18 protein-coding genes are annotated in these 17,191 nt (G+C 69.1%); 8 read left to right on the top strand and 10 right to left on the bottom strand.

The genetic code is table 11. The features are described 5' to 3' along the window. Window positions 1-12 precede the first annotated feature (12 nt). Entirely contained in the window at window positions 13-657 is a 645-nt protein-coding gene (locus CY658_RS18875) for a 2'-5' RNA ligase family protein (protein ID WP_308217213.1), read from the top strand. Here CY658_RS18875 and CY658_RS18870 read toward each other — a convergent pair. Beyond that, entirely contained in the window at window positions 654-1,574 is a 921-nt protein-coding gene (locus CY658_RS18870; RefSeq protein WP_101491658.1) for a LysR family transcriptional regulator, read from the bottom strand. The genes CY658_RS18875 and CY658_RS18870 overlap by 4 nt on opposite strands. A gap of 131 nt (window positions 1,575-1,705) precedes the next feature. Between CY658_RS18870 and CY658_RS18865 the strand changes: the two genes are divergently transcribed. From CY658_RS18865 to CY658_RS18835, 7 genes are all read left to right on the top strand, one after another. Further along, window positions 1,706-2,695 (top strand): 2Fe-2S iron-sulfur cluster-binding protein, encoded by a 990-nt coding sequence (locus CY658_RS18865; protein WP_101491657.1) that lies wholly within the window; start codon window positions 1,706-1,708, stop codon window positions 2,693-2,695. Window positions 2,696-2,722: 27 nt separating this feature from the next. Further along, window positions 2,723-3,982 carry an aromatic ring-hydroxylating dioxygenase subunit alpha gene (locus CY658_RS18860; protein WP_099789246.1) on the top strand — a complete coding sequence of 420 codons (1,260 nt, stop codon included), beginning with the start codon at window positions 2,723-2,725 and terminating at the stop codon, window positions 3,980-3,982. Then, entirely contained in the window at window positions 3,979-4,461 is a 483-nt protein-coding gene (locus CY658_RS18855; RefSeq protein ID WP_101491656.1) for an aromatic-ring-hydroxylating dioxygenase subunit beta, read from the top strand. Before CY658_RS18860 ends, CY658_RS18855 begins: the two co-directional genes overlap by 4 nt. A gap of 9 nt (window positions 4,462-4,470) precedes the next feature. After that, on the top strand, window positions 4,471-4,839 hold the full coding sequence (locus CY658_RS18850; RefSeq protein ID WP_101491655.1) for a chorismate mutase: 369 nt from the start codon (window positions 4,471-4,473) through the stop codon (window positions 4,837-4,839). Beyond that, window positions 4,836-5,801: a Bug family tripartite tricarboxylate transporter substrate binding protein gene (locus tag CY658_RS18845; RefSeq protein ID WP_101491654.1), complete on the top strand. Its 966-nt coding sequence runs from the start codon at window positions 4,836-4,838 to the stop codon at window positions 5,799-5,801. Before CY658_RS18850 ends, CY658_RS18845 begins: the two co-directional genes overlap by 4 nt. Window positions 5,802-5,819: 18 nt before the next feature. Continuing rightward, entirely contained in the window at window positions 5,820-6,140 is a 321-nt protein-coding gene (locus CY658_RS18840) for a non-heme iron oxygenase ferredoxin subunit (protein ID WP_101491653.1), read from the top strand. An 86-nt stretch (window positions 6,141-6,226) separates the two neighbouring features. Further along, window positions 6,227-6,718, top strand: coding sequence for a RidA family protein (locus tag CY658_RS18835; protein WP_101491652.1), 492 nt, complete (start codon window positions 6,227-6,229; stop codon window positions 6,716-6,718). 1 nt (window position 6,719) lies between these two features. Here the strand turns inward: CY658_RS18835 and CY658_RS18830 are convergent, their stop codons facing one another. The 9 genes from CY658_RS18830 to CY658_RS18790 all read right to left on the bottom strand — a co-directional run bounded on the left by CY658_RS18830 (window position 6,720) and on the right by CY658_RS18790 (window position 17,155). Then, window positions 6,720-7,229 (bottom strand): DinB family protein, encoded by a 510-nt coding sequence (locus tag CY658_RS18830; protein WP_101491651.1) that lies wholly within the window; start codon window positions 7,227-7,229, stop codon window positions 6,720-6,722. 17 nt (window positions 7,230-7,246) lie between these two features. Beyond that, window positions 7,247-8,527, bottom strand: coding sequence for an amidohydrolase family protein (locus tag CY658_RS18825; protein ID WP_101491650.1), 1,281 nt, complete (start codon window positions 8,525-8,527; stop codon window positions 7,247-7,249). Window positions 8,528-8,553: 26 nt separating this feature from the next. Beyond that, window positions 8,554-9,024, bottom strand: a complete 471-nt coding sequence (locus CY658_RS18820; protein ID WP_257884922.1) for a hypothetical protein — start codon at window positions 9,022-9,024, stop codon at window positions 8,554-8,556. 1 nt (window position 9,025) lies between these two features. Then, a complete protein-coding gene (locus CY658_RS18815; RefSeq protein WP_101491649.1) occupies window positions 9,026-9,949 on the bottom strand; it encodes an ABC transporter permease in 924 nt (307 codons plus the stop codon). A 130-nt stretch (window positions 9,950-10,079) separates the two neighbouring features. After that, entirely contained in the window at window positions 10,080-11,144 is a 1,065-nt protein-coding gene (locus CY658_RS18810) for an ABC transporter permease (protein WP_180839002.1), read from the bottom strand. Next, a complete protein-coding gene (locus CY658_RS18805) occupies window positions 11,144-12,733 on the bottom strand; it encodes an ABC transporter ATP-binding protein (protein ID WP_101491647.1) in 1,590 nt (529 codons plus the stop codon). The genes CY658_RS18810 and CY658_RS18805 overlap by 1 nt, the downstream gene beginning before the upstream one ends. Continuing rightward, entirely contained in the window at window positions 12,730-13,422 is a 693-nt protein-coding gene (locus CY658_RS18800) for an alpha/beta fold hydrolase (protein ID WP_257884921.1), read from the bottom strand. The genes CY658_RS18805 and CY658_RS18800 overlap by 4 nt, the downstream gene beginning before the upstream one ends. 44 nt (window positions 13,423-13,466) lie before the next feature. Further along, window positions 13,467-14,435: a 5'-methylthioadenosine/S-adenosylhomocysteine nucleosidase gene (locus CY658_RS18795; protein ID WP_180838985.1), complete on the bottom strand. Its 969-nt coding sequence runs from the start codon at window positions 14,433-14,435 to the stop codon at window positions 13,467-13,469. Between the two features lie 8 nt (window positions 14,436-14,443). Continuing rightward, window positions 14,444-17,155: a polysaccharide deacetylase family protein gene (locus tag CY658_RS18790; protein WP_257884920.1), complete on the bottom strand. Its 2,712-nt coding sequence runs from the start codon at window positions 17,153-17,155 to the stop codon at window positions 14,444-14,446. Between the last annotated feature and the right edge of the window lie 36 nt (window positions 17,156-17,191).

Genomic DNA, 17,191 nt, shown 5'->3' with positions numbered 1-17,191 from the left:
AGCCCCCTTGCCATGGGCGATGATCGAGGCATGTCAGCCCAGCTTCTTCTTCCCGGAATCGATCCCCCGCCGCGGCCCCTGCCGCGACCGCGCGGCACCAAGGCACCTCGCAAGGCGCCGCTGCCGCACTCGCTTTTCTTCGCACTGCTTCCCGACACCCAAGACGCCGCGACGATCGCCGCGCTCGGCGAGCGCATGAACTCTCAACACGCCCTGAAGGGCACGGTGGTCGAGGCGCAGCGCCTGCATGTCACGCTGTTCGACCTCGGCGACCACGAACAGGTGCCGGCCGACAAGGTGGTCCAGGCGTCGAATGCCGCCGCCGCAGTGCGCGTGCCGGCACTCGATGTCGTTTTCGAAAAATCCATGAGCTACGCCAAGGGCGCGTTGGTGCTGTGCGCCGACGACGAAGCCAACGTCGCGGCGTTGCGGGAATTCAGGCAACGCCTGGGCGAGGCGCTGGCCGATGTCGGCCTGAAGCCGTCGCGCACGTTCACGCCGCACATGACCGTCGCCTATGCGCGGCGCAAGCTCGAGAAGCACGCCCTCGAAGCGCCCGTGCAGTGGACCGCCCATTCACTGGTGCTCATCGACAGCCACGTGGGCGAGGGCGTGCACGAGGTGCTGGGCCGCTGGCCCGCCGCGGTGGCCGCCTAAGCGCCGTCGTCGTCCGCGAAGGTGTCGAACAGCAGCCCGCGCAGCCACTGGTTGCCTGGGTCGCGGTGCACCTTCGCGTGCCAGAACAGGTTGATCGCGATCTGCGGCAGCGCCACCGGGTGCGGTCGCCACACCAGGCCGAAAGGCTCGGCGATGCTGCGGGCCAGGCGCTCGGGCACGGTCGCGATCATTTCGCTCGACTGCAGGATGTGGCCGATGGCCACGAAGTGCGGCACCTTGAGCCGGATGCGGCGCTGGATGCCTTGCGCCGCCATCACGTCGTCGGCCTTGCCGTGGCCCGTGCCGGCGGCCTGCACCTGCACGTGGTCGGCCGCGCTGAAGTCTTTCAGTGACACGCTGCGCTTGCGCGCCAGCGGATGCGCGCCGGAGAACAGGCACACATAACGCTGCAGGAACAGCCGGCGCTGGAATACGCCCGATTTGAGCTGCGGCAGCAGGCCGATGGCAATGTCGACCTGGCCGGCCTCCAGCTCGTCGCGCAGGTTGGTCGCGGTGTTGTTGCGCAGCGTGCTGATGGTCACGCCCGGCGCGGCGGCCGAGAGCGTTTCCATGAGCCGCGGCGTGAAATAGATCTCGCCGATGTCGGTCATCGCGAGCGTGAAGCTGCGCGTGCTCGTGGCGGGGTCGAACACCACCTGCTGGTTGAGCGCCGTGTGCAGCGCGCCCATGGCGTAGGCCACCGGCTCGGCCAGCTGCAGCGCGAAGGGCGTGGGCTCCATGCCGCGCGCGGTGCGCAGAAAAAGCTCGTCGCCCAGCAGCTTGCGCAGGCGCGCCAGCGCGTTGCTGATGGCCGGCTGCGAGAGGCCCAGCGATGCGGCCACGGCCGACACACGCTTCTCGGCCAGCATGCGGTCAAACACCAGCAGCAGGTTGAGGTCGATGTCCTTGAGTTGCATGGCGCACCTTTATTCACGCTAGTGATACAGCCGATTCACCAGATTCTATTGGTCAATTTTCAAGCGCCGCGCATCATCTGTTCCCAGAGACAAGCCGGCCCCGCCGCCGGCGCCAAAAAGAGAGCCCGACGATGGACCTGCACATTCGCCCCCTTGCCCGCACCCTCGAGGTCCGCCCCGGCGCGAACCTGCTCGAGGTGCTGCGCGAGCACCAGGTGCCGGTGTCGTACAGCTGCATGTCGGGACGCTGCGGCACCTGCCGCTGCAAGGTGGTGTCGGGCCAGCTGCTCGACGGCGGCCAGAACGCGATCCGGCCCGACGGGCAGGGCGAGCGCTACGTGCTGGCCTGCCAGAGCACGCTGACCGAAAGCTGCACCATCGAGATTCCCGAGCCCGACGAGGTGGTGGTGCACCCGGCGCGGGTGCTCAAGGCCACGGTGACGGGCATCGACGTGCTCACGCACGACATCCGCCGCCTGCGCCTCAAGCCCAACAAGCCGCTGGAGTTCTCGCCGGGGCAGTACGCGCAGCTGCAGTTCGGCCCCGAGCTGGCGCGGCCGTATTCGATGGCCGGGCTGAGCCGCGACGCGGAGCTGGAGTTTCATGTGCGCCGCGTGCCAGGCGGCCGCGTCACCGCCCACATCTTCGAACGGCTGCGCGTGGGCGACACCGTGCGCGTGAGCGGCCCGCTGGGCACCGCCTATCTGCGCACCAAGCACCGTGGGCCGATGCTCTGCGCGGCGGGCGGCACGGGGCTCGCGCCCATCCTGTCGATCGTGCGCGGCGCGGTCGCGGCGGGGCTGATGCAGCCGATCCATCTCTACCTCGGCGTGCGGTCCGACGCCGACGTGTACGGCCTGCCCGAGCTGCGCGAACTGCAGGCGCAGCACCCGCTCCTGAAGGTGCACGTGGTGGTGGTCGCCGGGCCTGCGCGCGACGGCCAGCGGCTGGGGCTCATCACCGACGCGATCCGCGCCGACCTGCCTGCGGGGCTCGACGGCTGGCGCGCCTACCTCTGCGGCTCGCCGCCGATGGTGGAAGCCGCGAGCCGGCTGGTGCAGGCGCACGGCCTGGCGCCCGAGCAGACGCATGCCGATGCCTTCTACCTGCAAGGCACCTGAAGACCCGACAAAAGAAAAGGAGACCCGATGACCACGCAAGCCGTCTTCCCCATCGAACTGCGCTGGGAGAGCGAAAAGACCAGCCGCATTCCCTTCATGGCCTACACCGACGAGGCGCTGCACAAGAAGGAGCTGCAGCGCTTCTTCTACGACAAGCACTGGTGCTACGTCGGCCTGGAGGCCGAGATCCCGAACCCGGGCGACTTCAAGCGCACTGCCATCGGGGAGCGCTCGGTCATCCTGTCGCGCGACGAGGCCGGCGCCATTCATGTGTTCGAGAACGTCTGCGCCCACCGCGGCATGCAGTTCTGCCGCGAGCGCCATGGCAACAAGAAAGAGTTCGTCTGCCCCTACCACCAGTGGAACTACACGCTGAAGGGCGACCTGCAGGGCGTGCCGTTCCGCCGCGGCGTGAAGCAGGACGGCAAGGTGCACGGCGGCATGCCGGCCGACTTCAAGACCGAGGACCACGGGCTCACGAAGCTCAAGGTGGCCTCGCGCGGGGGCGTGGTGTTTGCGTCGTTCGACCACGACATCGAGTCGTTCGAAGACTTTCTCGGCCCCGACATCCTTCACTACTTCGACCGCCTGTTCGACGGCCGCAAGCTCACCATCCTGGGCTACAGCCGCCAGCGCATTCCGGGCAACTGGAAGCTCATGCAGGAGAACATCAAGGACCCGTACCACCCGGGCCTGCTGCACACCTGGTTCGTGACCTTCGGGCTCTGGCGCGCCGACAACAAGTCGGAGCTGAAGATGGACGCGCGCGGCCGACACGCCGCGATGATCTCCACGCGCGGCAGCGCCGGCAAAGCCGCGCAGGTGACGCAGGTGTCGAGCTTCAAGGAGAGCATGCAGCTCAAAGACCCGCGCTTTCTGGACATCGTGCCTGAGCCCTGGTGGGGTGGACCGACGGCGGTGATGATGACGCTGTTCCCCAGCCTCATCCTGCAGCAGCAGGTCAACAGCGTGTCGACGCGCCACATCCAGCCCGTGGGCCACGACGCCTTCGATTTCGTCTGGACGCACTTCGGCTTCGAGGACGACACGCCCGAGATGACGCAGCGCCGCCTGCGCCAGGCCAACCTGTTCGGCCCTGCGGGCTTCGTGTCGGCCGACGACGGTGAGGTGATCGAGTTCTCGCAGGAAGGCTTCGAGCAGAAGCCGTTTCACCGCACGCTGGCCGAACTCGGCGGGCGCGAGGTGGAGAACACCGACCACATGGTGACCGAGACGCTGATCCGCGGCATGTACCGCTACTGGCGCGAGGTGATGGAGGCCGCATGAACACGCTCGACACCTCCACCTACCTCGACCTGTCGCGTCTGTACGCGGCGTATGCGCACGCCGTCGATTCGGGCGACTGGGACCTGTGGCCCGCGTTCTTCACCGAAGCGTGCAGCTACCGCCTGCAGCCGCGCGAGAACCACGAGCGCGGCCTGCCGCTGGCCACGCTCTCGTTCGAGAGCCGCGGCATGCTCGAAGACCGCGTCTACGGCATCAAGGAGACGCTGTTCCACGACCCGTACTACCAGCGCCACGTGGTGGGCCTGCCGCTGGTGCACCGCATCGACGACGACGGCGCCATTCACAGCGAGGCCAACTACGCGGTGTTCCGCACCAAGCTCGACGGGCCGTCGACCGTGTTCAATGTCGGGCGCTACATCGACAAGGTCGTGCAGACCCCTGAGGGCTTGAAGTTCGCGTCGCGCCTGTGTGTGTTCGACAGCGAAATGATCCCGAACTCCATCATTTACCCCATCTGAAACGCAGCCATGCCAGAAAAAGAACCAGAGACCCACGGTGCGCCCCTGCGCCGCTTCACCGACCCGGCCTACGTGCCGCTGTGCGCCAACCTCGCCGAGGTGCGCGAGAACATCGACCGGCTCGACCGCCAGATCGTCGCGCTGCTGGCCGAGCGCGGCCGTTATGTGAAAGACGCGGCGCGCTTCAAGCGCGATGCCTTCCAGGTCTCGGCGCCGCAGCGCCAGCAGGAAGTGATCGACAAGGTGAAGGCGCTGGCCGAGAAGGAGGGCGCCTACCCGGAGGTGGTCGAGGCCGCCTATCGCGCGCTCATCGCGGGCTTCATCGCGCGCGAGCAGCAGGACCACCTGGGCATGGCCGATGTGGAGGTGCAGCCATGACGCGCGCACGCCTTTTCGTCGCCTTCACTGCGGTGGCGATGGCCGCGGCCGCCCATGCGCAGGACTGGCCGCAACGCCCGGTGCGCATCGTCGTGCCGTTCGCGGCGGGCTCGTCGCCCGACATCCTCGCGCGCATCGTCAACGACAAGCTCGCGGCGCGCATCGGCCAGCCCCTCATCGTCGAGAACAAGCCCGGCGCGGGCGGCAACAGCGGCACCGACATGGTCTCGAAGGCGCAGCCCGACGGCTACACCTTCCTGCTGTCGGTGAATGCGCCGCTGGTCTACAACACCATCCTCTACAAGAACCTGCCGTACGACCCGTTCAAGGACCTCATGCCCGTGTCGCTGGCCGCGACCACGCCGAACGTCTGCGCGGTCTCGAATTCGATGGGCGTCGATTCGGTCAAGGGCTGGCTCGCCGCGATGAAGAAGAACCCCGGCAAGTTCAACTTCGCCTCGACCGGCAACGGCTCGATCTCGCACCTGGGCGTGGAACTCATCAAGGCCAAGACGCAGTCGTTCGCGGTGCACATTCCGTACGCGTCGTCGGGCCAGGCCGTGACCGCCATCGTGCAGGGCGATGTGCAGTACGCCTGCCTGCCGCCGGTCACGGTGATGCCGCAGGCCAAGGCCGGCCGCATCAAGGCGCTGGCCGTCACTTCGGCCGAGCGTTCGGCGCTGCTGCCCGACCTGCCCACGCTGCGTGAATCGGGCCTGCCCGACATCCAGGCGGTGCCGTGGTTCGCCTACATGGCGCCCAAGGGCACCCCGAACGACGTGGTGCAGCGCATGAGCCGTGAGATCGCGGCCACGCTGAAAGACCCCGACACGGTCAAGCGCCTGCAGACCGCGTACTTCGATCCCGTGGGCAGCACGCCCGAAGGCCTGTCGAAGTTCATGGACGAGGAACTGCGCCGCTGGAAGCCGGTGATCGACCGCGCAGGCCTCAAGCCCGATTGAAAAAGAAGGGAGCACACGATGAGCACGATGACCTGGGTCGACGCCGCGGCGGTCGATGACGTTCCCGCCGACGACGTGATCGGCATCGAGGTGCAGGGGCGCGACATCGCGCTGTTTGGCACCGACGACGGCATCCACGCCACCGACAACATCTGCACGCACGGCCATGCGCGGCTGTGCGATGGGTTTCTCGAAGGCCACGAGATCGAATGCCCGCTGCACCAGGGCCGCTTCGACGTGCGCAGCGGCAAGGCCATGTGCGCGCCCCTCACGGAAGACCTGCGCACCTATCCGGTGAAGATCGAGGGCGGGCGGGTGTTCCTGGCGTTCGAAGGCTGAACTGTTCTGCCTCCGGCGGGGCCGATCTGTCTCTGTTCGCGCGGGACCGGTTGGCGACAATCGAGGCCCGTTTTCCTGGACATCCGATGACAGAACCACACAGCCGCGACCAGATCGCTGACCACATCGCCGCCGAGTTGGGCCACAGCTTCGACGGCGAGATTCTGGCCGGCGGCCACTACGTGCCGCTGGTGCGCGACGGCCGCACCGTCTATCTCAGCGGCCAGGTGCCGCGCGTGGGCACCACCGTGGTCGTCACCGGCCGCGTGGGCGATGCGGTGTCGCTCGACACCGCGCGCGAAGGCGCCCAGATCTGCGCGCTGCGCAGCCTCGCGCTGCTGCGCCGGGCGCTCGGTTCGCTCGATGCGGTCGAGAAGGTGCTGCGCGTCGGCGTGTTCGTGCAGTGCACGGCCGACTTCACACAGCAGAGCGAGGTGGCCGATGCCGCGTCCGACCTGCTGCACCGCGTGTTCGGCGAGGCCGGCGTGCATGTGCGCACGGCGGTCGGCGTCTATGCGCTGCCGAAGAATGCGACGGTCGAGGTCGAGATGACCGTCGTCACGACCCACGCTGCCTGATTCAGCCGCGTTCGCGGCGCGAGGGATCGCTGCGGTGCAGGTGCACCGCCAGCGTGTCGCGCGGCGGGCGCACCGCGCATTGGGCAAGCAAGCGGCCGGCTTCACCCCGGTGGTAGCCGTTGTGCGTCACGACGTGCGCCAGCATCTCTTCGCGCGTCATGCAGCCCTTGTCACCATCGGTGAAAACGAAGGGTACCGATTCGGCCAGCAGTGCCGGCGTGAGCGTGTCGAGATACGCCAGGTACCAGCGGTCGGACTCGGCCACGGCCGCGCGCAGGTCGGGCAGCGCGGGTGTTTCGGGCGTGTTGTCGTCGGTGAAGCCGTGCGGCGTGCCCGTGAGATGGCCCGCGAAGATCCGGTTCACCACATGCGCATGGTTGACCACGCGGATCGCGGCATGGCGGGCATCCGCGTGCTGCACGGGGTCGAGGCTGGCCATGCGGTCCAGCAGTTCGTCGTTGGCCCACGCGTGGTACTGGAACAGCGTGCGCAGCAGGGGTGGGGCGCTCATGTCGGGACTCCTTCGACTCAATGTTCGCCGAGCATCCAGCGCGTGCGGTCCCCGCGTCCCGGCAGGTGCAGCGCGGCGGTGGCCGCGGGCGTCTCGGCCAGCAGCCGGCCCTTGCGGAACACCTTGAGCCGCGTCGCGCGCAGGCGGATGGCCTCGACCGGATCGCGTGCCTGCAGCAGCACGAAGCTGGCGTCGCAGCCGGCCTCCAGGCCGTAGCCGTCCAGGTGCATCACGCGCGCCGCGCGCGTGGTCACGGCCTCGAAGCACTGGTGGATGCCGGCCTGGCCGGTCATCTGCGCCACGTGCAGTCCCATGTGGGCCACCTCGAGCATGTCGCCCGAGCCCATGCCGTACCACGGGTCCATCACGCAGTCGTGGCCGAAGGCGACGTTGACGCCGGCCGCCAGCAGCTCGGGCACGCGCGTCATGCCGCGGCGCTTGGGGTAGCTGTCGTGGCGGCCCTGCAGCGTGATGTTGATGAGCGGGTTCGACACCACGCTCACGCCGCTTTCGGCCATGAGCGGCAGCAGCTTGCTCACGTAGTAGTTGTCCATCGAGTGCATCGACGTGCAGTGCGAACCCGTCACGCGGCCTTGCAGGCCCAAGCGCAGCGTCTCGGCGGCCAGGGTCTCGATGTGGCGGGAGAGCGGGTCGTCCGACTCGTCGCAGTGCATGTCGACCAGCTTGCCGCGCTCGGCGGCCAGCTCGCACAGCAGCTTCACGCTGGCGGCACCGTCGGCCATGGTGCGCTCGAAATGCGGAATGCCGCCGACCACGTCCACGCCCTTGTCGAGCGCGCGCGTGAGGTTGTCGAGGCCACCCGGCGAGCGCAGCACGCCGTCTTGTGGAAACGCGACCAGCTGCAGGTCGATGTAAGGCGCCACCTGGCGCTTCACCTCGAGCAGCGCATCGACCGCGAGCAGGCTGGGGTCGCTGGTGTCCACGTGCGAACGGATCGCCAGCAGGCCCTTGGCCACGGCCCAGTCGCAGTACGCGAGCGCGCGCTCGATGAGCGCATCGGCCGTGAGCAGCGGCTTGAGCTCGCCCCACAACGCGATGCCTTCGAGCAGCGTGCCGCTCTGGTTGACGCGCGGCTGGCCGTAGCTCAGCGTGGCGTCCATGTGGAAGTGCGGGTCGACGAAATGCGGCGTGAGCAGCAGGCCCTGGGCGTCGAGCGTTTCATGCGCGGGCGCGGCAAGGCCGGGCGTGACCTCGGCGATGCGGCCGTCCTGCACGGCAACCGACATGCCGGTGCGGCCGTCGGGGAGGGTGGCGTTGGTGATGAGGAGGTCGAGCATCGGTGGGGTGTCTTCTTGAGGGACGCTCAGCGGGTGCGCTGTGCTCGAAACCGGTACTGTCCGGGCGCCGGCCCGACCTCGATGGTCACGCGGCGCAGCTTGTCGCCGTGGCCCGCGTCGGCCTTGGCGGTTACCACGATGCCGCGCGGCGTGGCGCGGCAGGTGAGGTCGCTCAGTGAAATCTCCGCGTGGTCGTTGTCGAGCTCGGCGATGGCGGTGGTGTGCACGGCGTACAGGCTGTAGTTGCGGTCGGTCTCGCCGCGCGCCATCCACTGCACGTAGAGGAACGACTGGGCGAAGGCTTCGGCGTGGATCACGCGGTAGGTGCCGTGGTGGTCGGGGCCCCAGGTGCCGCAGGTCTGCACCCAGGTGACGGCGTCGTGGGTGGCGAAGCGCTCGGCGCCATAGTCGGCACCGAGTGCATGGGCGCCGCTGCCGGCCGTGGCGAGCAGCGCGGCGGCCAGCAGGCGACGGAGGCGGTGCAGCGTCATCGGCATGTCAGCGTTCCCCCTTGCGATAGGGTTTCATCAGCGCCTGCGGATAGCTGGCCTTGCGGGCCACCAGCACCAGCGCCAGGATCGACAGCAGGTAGGGCAGCATCAGGTACAGCTGGTAAGGCAGCACGGCATCGCCCGATTGTTGCAGCCGCAGCTGCAGCGCGTCGAAGAACGCGAACAGCAGCGCGCCGAGCAGGGCCTTGCCGGGCCGCCACGACGCGAACACCACCAGCGCCACGCAGATCCATCCCCGCCCGTTCACCATGTTGAAGAAGAAGGCGTTGAAGGCCGACAGCGTGAGGAACGCGCCCGCCACGCCCATCAGCGCCGAACCCGCCACGATGGCACCGGTGCGCGTTGCCGCGACCGACACGCCCTGGCTCTCGGCCGCCTGCGGGTTCTCGCCGACCATGCGCAGCGCCAGGCCGAGCGGCGTGCGGTACAGCACCCAGGCCACCGCCGGCACCAGCAGCAGCGCGAACAGCGTGAGCGCGGTCTGCGCATTGAGGATGGGCACGGGCAGCCAGTCCATCGGCGCGAAGGGCGTGATGGTCGGCGGCGTGTTCACCTTCGGAAAGCTCACGCGGTAGCCGAAGTAGCTCAGCGCCGTGGCCAGCAGCGTGATGCCCAGCCCCGAGACGTGCTGCGACAGCGCGAGCCCGACGGTCAAAAAGGCGTGCAGCAAACCGAACACCATGCCCGTGAGCGCTGCCACGCCGATGCCCGCCCACAGCGGCGCGCCGGCATACACCGCGAGCCATCCGGTGAAAGCGCCCGCGACCATGATCCCTTCGATGCCGAGGTTGAGCACGCCCGCGCGTTCGCACAGCAGCACGCCCAGCGTGCCGAGGATGAGCGGCGTGGCGATGCGCAGCACCGCGACCCAGAAGGCGGGGTTGGAAAGAATGTCGAGAAGATCGGTCATGGAGAGTTTCTCCCTCCCCTTCCGGGGGTGGGCCGGGGTGGGGGCACGCGGCGCTCGCTTTGGGAGCCGATGCCCCCATCCCAGCCTTCCCCCGGGAGGGGAAGGGGCAAGACCGAAATCACGGGCGCCGTCATTTCGTCACCCGCACGCGGTACTGCGTCAGCAGCGTCGCCACCAGCACCGCGATCAGCGAGGCCGCGACGATCACGTCGGCGATGTAGGTCGGCACGCCCACGGCGCGGCTCATGGTGTCGGCGCCGACCAGCACGCCGGCCACGAACACGCCGGCGGCGATCACGCCCAGCGGATGCAGGCCTGCGAGCATCGCGATCACGATGCCGGTGTAGCCGTAGCCCGGCGACATGTCGAGCGTGACGTAGCTCGTGCGGCCCGCCACCTCGATGGCGCCGGCCAGCCCGGCCAGCGCGCCAGAGAGCAGCGCGACCATGACCACGGTGCGCGTCACCGGCACGCCGGCGAAGGCGGCGGCGCGGGCATTCGCACCGACCGCGCGGATGTCGAAGCCCAGCACCGTGTATTTGAAGATCGCCCACACGCAGACCGCGAGCGACACGGCCCAGAGCAGCCCGGTGTGCACGCGCGTCTGCGCGATCAGCTTGCCCAGTTCGAGGTCGGGCTGCAGCGACACGCTCTGCGGCCAGCCCATGGCCGTCGGGTCTTTCATCGGCCCGTCGAGCAGCGCCGACACGCCCAGCAGCACGATGAAGTTGATGAGCAGCGTGGTCACGACCTCGTCGACGCCGAGCTTGTTCTTCATGAGCGCGGGGCCCAGCAGCATCAGCGCGCCGGCCACCGCTGCGGCCAGCATCATCAGCGGGAACAGCAGCCACGGCGACAGCGCGAAGCCGGTACCGCCGTGCATGCCGCCCACGGCCACGGCGGCGAGCGCGCCCGCGAACAGCTGCCCTTCGGCGCCGATGTTGAAGAGCCGCGCCTTGAATGCGACGGTGGCGGCCAGGCCGGTGAGGATCAGCGGAATCGCCCGCGTCAGCGTTTCGCTCCACGCGAACACCGAGCCGAAGCCGCCCTGCAGCAGCAGCGCGTAGGTGCGTCCGACCGGCGCGCCGGCCCAGCGCACGAGCAGCGCGCTCACCAGCAGCGTGAACACGACCGCGCCGATGGGGGCCAGCACCAGCGCGACGCGCGAGCTTTCGTGGCGTCGTTCGAGGCGCATCATGCGGCGGCTCCCGGGCGTTGCGGCGCCGTGGCGCCGGCCATCGCCAGGCCGATGGCCTCGCGCGTCCAGGCCGCGGCCGGGCGCGCCTCGCCGAGGTGGCCGCCGTGCATCACGGCCACGCGGTCGCCGAGCGCGAGCACTTCGTCGAGGTCGTCCGAGATCACCAGCACGGCCGCGCCGGCATCGCGCGCGGCTATGAGCTGCTGCTGCACGTAGGCGACCGCGCCGATGTCCAGGCCCCAGGTCGGCTGGTGCGCGACGATGAGGCGCGGTGCGCGGTTCGGGTATTTCTTGTTGTCGGTGTCTTGTTCCATTGGCTCGGGTGCCAGCAGCGCCCGCCCCAGGATCAGTTTCTGCATGTTGCCGCCCGACAGCGAACGGGCCGGCGCCATGAGGCCGGCACCGCGCACGTCGAAGGCTTTTTCGATGCGCCGGGCATGCAGCCGCGCGGCGGCACGCCGCACGATGAACGCCCAGCGCGAAAACACCGGGCTGCGCAGCCGCTCGGACACGGCGTTCTCCCACACCGGCAGGTCGCCGACCACGCCGACCGCGTGGCGGTCTTCCGGGATGCGCGCCACGCCGCGCTGCACCAGCCGGGCCGGCGAGGGCGGCAGCGCGCGGCCCATGAATTGCGCGGTACCGGAGACGGCGCGGCGCGTGCCGCTCAGCAGCTCGGCGAGTGCGACCTGGCCGTTGCCCGAGACGCCCGCGATGGCGGTGATTTCGCCGGCGCGCAGCGTGAGCGACACCTCGCGCAGCCGGTCTTGTCCACCGTCTTTCGCCGATGCGGTGCTCACATGGTCGAGCACGCAGACCGCGTCGCCCACCGACTTGGCAGGCCGGCGCTGCGGCGCCTCGACCGCATGGCCGACCATCCACAGCGCGAGCTGCGCCTGCGTGGTGTCGGCCGTGCACGCCTCGGCCACGAGCTTGCCGCCGCGCAGCACCGCGATGCGCTGCGACACCCGCAGCACCTCGCCGAGCTTGTGGCTGATGAAGATCACCGACAGGCCCTGCGCCACCATCTGTGCGAGCGTGGCGAACAGCGCCTCGCTCTCCTGCGGCGTGAGCACGGCCGTCGGCTCGTCGAGGATCAGGATGCGCGCGCCGCGGTACAGCGCCTTGAGAATTTCCACGCGCTGGCGCTCGCCGACCGAGAGGCGGCCGATGGTCGCGTCGGGCTGCACCGGCAGGCCGAAGCGCTGGGCAACCTCGAGCAGCCGCGCACGGGCGGCCGCACGGCGCGAGCGCGGGCGCCATAGCGGCTCGGTGCCCATCATCACGTTGTCGAGCACGCTGAGGTTGTCGGCCAGCGTGAAGTGCTGGTGCACCATGCCCACGCCCGCCGCCAGTGCCGCCTTGGGATTGCCCGGCGGCAGCGGGGCGCCGAACACTTCGATGCGGCCTTCGTCGGCGACGTAGTGGCCGAACAGGATCGACATCAGCGTCGACTTGCCGGCGCCGTTCTCGCCGAGCAGTGCGAGCACTTCGCCGGCCTGCAGGTCGAGGGAGATGGCGTCGTTGGCCACGAGGGGGCCGAAACGCTTGGTGATGCCCTGGAGGCGAAGCACGGTGGGGTTCATGGGGGCACAGATAGCGGCGGCAGACCGCGGCAGAAATTTTCGATGGCCCGGGCGGAGGCAACGGGCGAGGCCTGCAGCAGGCCGTGCGGACCGTCGAGCTGCACCAGGCGCAGCGCCGACAGCCCGCGTTGGATGGCTCTTGCCGCACCGCGCGGCACCACGCGGTCTTGCAGCGCCTGCAGGTACATCGCCGGCACACGCACCAGCGGCAGCTTGTCGCGCACGTCGACGCGCTGCACTTCCTTCATGCGGCGGGTCATGACGGCGACCGACACCTGCTTCAGCGAGGCCTGGAGCATGTCCGACAGATGCGGCGCCGACGAGCCGCCCAGCAGCAGGTGCCGCATCGGCGCGCGCATGAGCTTCGAATGCAGCAGGCGCATCGACAGATCGAGCAGGCCCGCGCGCATCAAAGTCAGTCCGGGCGCGGGCCGGCGCGCGAAGCTGCAACACAGGATGAGGCCTTGCAAGCCCGGCGGGCGCGAGGCCGCGATGGAAATGGCCAGCGGCCCGGAAAACGATTCGCCGAGCAGCACGAAGGGCTGCTGCGTGGGCAGCTGCGCGCGCACCAGCGGTTCGAGTTCGTCGTAACCCAACACTTGCCGGCCCGGGTAGCGCACGACGTCGATGGCGGCGTGCGGCCCCAGGGCTTGCGTCAATGGCGCGAAGAGATCGCCGGTGCCGTCCATGCCCGGCAGCAAGACAAGACGAAGAGGCCGCTCGGGCGCCACCGTCACTTCCAGGCGGCCAGGAACGCCAGCATGACCTTGGCCGAGTTGTCGGCCGCGATGCTCATGAAGGTGCCCATCTCGTTCTCGCCGTCGCCGCCGCCCGCGAGGTCGCTGAGCGAGCGGAAGGCGATGTAGGGCACGCCGTTGCTGTAGGCGACCATGCCCACGGCGGCGGTTTCCATGTCGAGCACGTTGGCCTGAAAGGTCTTGTAGGTGTATTCGCGGTAGGCCTTGTTGTCCATGAAGGCCTGGCCTGACACGCCGTTGCCGCCGACCACCAGCTGCGGCTTGCGCGGCAGGCACTTGCCGGCGCCGCAGTTCGCCAGCTCGACGTTGCGGATGCTGCGCGCCACCTCGAGCATCTTCGGATCGGCCGCGAACCAGAACTTGCGTTCGATGCCCGGCTTGGCCGCCGAGCGCACCTCGACCGGGCGCGGGAAATTCATGCCGTAGTTGGGCAGCGTGGCGTCGGTGATGAAGGGCGGCGCGCTGTACTTGCCGGGCGCGGTTTCGCGCGCCATGAGCACTTCGAGGTACTGGCCCCACTGGGCTGGCACCGTCACGTCGCCCACATGCAGCGACGGGTTCACGCCGCCCGCGATGCCGCTGAACACGATGCCGGTGATGCGAAAGCGGTTGAGCACGAGCTGTGTGTTCATGGTCGCGTTCGTCATGCTGATGCCCGAGAGGAACAGCACGACCGGCTTGCCTTCGAGCGTGCCGGTAGTGAACTCGACGCCGTTCACGCTGTGTTTTTTAGGACCTTGCAGCCGCGTCAGCAGCAGCTTGAGTTCAGGCTCGAAGGCCGAGATCACGGCCAGGCGCGGTGTGTCGTCCAGCCGCGTGCTGCTGTTGATGCTGACGACGTCCGACGACTTGTAGACGCCGACGCAGCCCGTCAGCACGAGGCCGAGCGCGGCGGCCAGGAGCGGGGTGCGCAGGCGCTGGAGAAGCGAGTAAGTGTTCGTCATCGTCGTCATCATGAGTTGGGAGGCTGGAGTGCGGGGCGGTGTTCGGCGTCGGGCGTGGCGATCCAGGCCTGCAGCGCGGCAACGCGCGCGTGCTTCGGTGCCAGGCCGACGAAGGTGGTGTAGGCGGCGAGCGCCTTGGCATCGTTGCCGGCCTGCAGGTGCGCGTCGCCCAGGTTCAGGTAGGCGAGGGCGCGGCTGCCGTCCATGTCGATGGCCTGCTCGAACCAGCGCGCGGCCTCGACCGGCTTGCCGCGCTTGAAGTACACGAAGCCGAGGTTGTTGGCCGCCAGCGCAAAGCGCGGCTGCAGCTTCAGCGCCTCGGTGAAGGCGGCTTCGGCCTCGTCGTAGCGGCGCTCGCGGTACAGCTGCAGGCCGCGGTCGTTGGCGCGCTGGGCGGCCACGCGGGGCGTGAGCGGCGCGGCGGCCGGCATGGTCAGCTTGGTGTCGGCGCCTTCGAGGTTCTTCACCACCACTTCAACGGCGGCCGGGCCGGCCTTGGTCGTCTTGGTCGCCTTCGGTGCTGCGGCGGCGTGCACGGCCTGCTCGTTGGCCTGGTCGATGCGTTTGTTCACCTGGCTCGCGGCGGCGTCGAGCTGCAGGCTGTCGCCGCTGAGGCCTTCGCGCTCGACGGGCAGCGCGAACACGAACTCGCCGCCCTCCGAGCCCGGCAGGCTGCCGAAGGCCGGCGTCTGCCGCGCGATGGCCGAGACCGCCGGCGCCACGTAGGCCGCGAGTTCGGTGCCGGTGATGACGCTGTCGCCGTTCAGGTCGGCCTTGCCCGACAGTGCCTGCAGCATCGTCCAGGTGAAGACCGAGTGGCCGCCGGGGCCGTCGTCGGCCACCTGCTGGTCGGCGCCGCCGGCGGTGAGCATCTGGCGGCCGATGCGGCGCGCGTTGTCGGTCAGGAAGTTCTTGTTGCCCTGCGAGGCGCCGCCGCGCGTGAGGCCCAGGCCGGAGTAGCAGGCGTCCACGAGGAACAGCACATGCTTGGCCGACAGCGCCTCGGCCACCTCTTGCAGCTGCGGCATCGAGATGGCGTCGGACGGCAGGTTGTCGAGCGCGGCATCGACCGGCACGATGTAGCCGACGTCGCGCCCGCTCGCGAGCTTGCGGGTGCTGCCATGGCCGGCAAAGAACACCAGCACGCGGTCGTCGCGCTTCACGCGCTTGCCGTCGGTCAGCTTTTCATTCAGCGCGCGCAGGATGTTGGCGCGCGTCGCCTGGTCGTCGTACAGCGCCGTGACGTTCTCGGGCTTGAAGCCGAAGCGCGTGACGAGGATTTGCTCCATCGCCTTGGCGTCGGGCACGGCGTGGTGCAGGCCGGGCCACTTGGCGTACTTGTCGATGCCGATCACCAGCGCGTGGCTTTCGCGGTAGAGCGTGTCGCCCGAGGTGGCGGCCACGCCGTCGTCGGGCGCCGCCTTTTTCGACGCGCTGACCACGAACTTGCCGTCGCGCCAGGTGGCGAAGCGGTAGCCGTCGGCCACCAGCTGGTCGAGCACCGTGGGCAGGGCCTGCACGGTGCGGCCCTGGATGTCGTGGAACAGGATGACGCCGCGCTTGGCCTTGTCGACCTCGGACAGCACGCGGTCGGCGATCGACTTGGGCACGGGGTCGGCCCAGTCCATGGAGTCGACGGTCCACATCATCGAGCGCAGCTTGAGCGCCTCGACCGTGCTCAGCTTGGCTTCGTTGCGCGCGCCGTAGGGAAAGCGAAAGAGCGTGGACTGCGGCCGGCCGGTGGCGTCGAGCAGCGTTTCGGTTTCGCTGGCTTCGACGCGCACCGCGTCATCGGTCATCTTGGCCATCATGCCGTGGCTGAAGCTGTGGTTGGCGAGCACGTGGCCGGCCGCCAGCACGCGCTTGGCCGTCGCGCCGTTGGCGTTGAGCTGCGCCTTGCCCTGTGCGTCGAGCTTGCCCAGGTTGCGGCCGAGCTGGAAGAAGATGGCGGGCGCGTCGTAGCGCTTCAATATCTCGAGGATTTCGTCGGTGTGCCTGGCGTGCGGGCCGTCGTCGAAGGTCAGCACCACGGTCTTGGCGGGCAGCGAGGTGCCGAAGATCTCGCGGGCGTCGGCGCTTTCCTTTTCCTTGGCACCGCCCGGGGGCTGCGTGTAGGGAACGATCGCGCCGAAGTCTTTGAGGATCTGCTCGCGTGAATACAGGCCCTGCAGCTTGGCGACGTAGTCGGCCCACTTCTCACGCTTGGGCTCGATGCCGCGCTGCGCAAAGCGCCCGAACACGTCCTTCAGTTCGCGGTCGTAGGCCTGCTCGATCTCGGCGAGCACGGCCAGGTCTTCGCTGGCGCGGCGGCCGAGCTTGAGCCCGGACAGCGACTGCGCCTGGCTGTAGCGCGTGCTCAGCTCGCCCAGGAATTCCTTGAACGCCAGCCGGTCGGCGTCGAACCAGCTCGGCTCGCTTTCGATGCGGTCGAGCAGCGCGTTCAGTCCCGCCACCGTGGCCGGGTCTGTCGTGTTGTCGGCCTGGGCGATCAGCGCCTGCTGGCGCTCCTGCATCTCGTGAAAGAGCTGCTGCCCCACGGCGCTGACGGCGCGCTTCTCGGCCGCGTCGAGCGCACGTTCGCCGGTCATCAGCACGATCATCTGGCGGTGCGCGGCGAGCAGGGCGTCGGCACGCGTCTGCAGCGCGGCCGGAATGCCGACCGGTGCCGCGACCACAGGCGGCGCAATGGCAGCCGGTGCCGAGGCGGCGGAGGCAGGCACCGCCGCCGGGGTTATTGCCGCCGGCTCAGGTTGACA

It is taken from the genome of Variovorax sp. RO1 (assembly GCF_002849325.1).
Taxonomy (GTDB): Bacteria; Pseudomonadota; Gammaproteobacteria; order Burkholderiales; family Burkholderiaceae_C; genus Variovorax.
This window is presented reverse-complemented; position numbering and strand designations above follow the sequence as displayed.